General features: G+C 47.4%; 1 protein-coding gene. It reads left to right on the top strand.

Annotated features, from left to right (window positions below):
- Positions 1-296 (top strand): cold shock domain-containing protein CspD (gene cspD / locus SOP95_RS31985; RefSeq protein WP_323609589.1); only part of this gene is annotated, 296 nt, incomplete at its 5' end.
- Between the last annotated feature and the right edge of the window lie 96 nt (positions 297-392).

Here is a 392-nt window from a genome sequence, read left to right as displayed (position 1 = left end):
AAGGCAAGGTCAAATGGTTCAACAATGCCAAGGGGTACGGCTTTATCAACGAAGAAGGTAAATCGGATGACCTCTTCGCGCATTACTCAGCGATCCAAATGGATGGATACAAAACGCTGAAGGCGGGCCAGGAAGTGAGCTTTGAAATCATTCAAGGACCAAAAGGCTTGCATGCAATAGGTATCTGTAGCCCCTGCAACGCTGGAGACCGCGACCACGCAAAGCATGAAGCATCCCGCGACGACAAAAAAACTGCAGACAAAGCCATAAAAGGCAAAGAAAAAGAAAAGGCCTGACATTCGGCCAAGCAAATGCACTGCAAAAAAAACGGCCCTCCCGAACAATCAGGAGTGCCGTTTTTTATGCCTAACTCTCCTACATATGCGAAATCA

The sequence above is a fragment of the Pseudomonas sp. YuFO8 genome, from assembly GCF_035065025.1.
GTDB classification, from domain to species: Bacteria; Pseudomonadota; Gammaproteobacteria; order Pseudomonadales; family Pseudomonadaceae; genus Aquipseudomonas; species Aquipseudomonas putida_AE.
The sequence above is the reverse complement of the archived record's forward strand: the minus strand, read 5'-3'. Positions and strand labels throughout refer to the sequence as shown.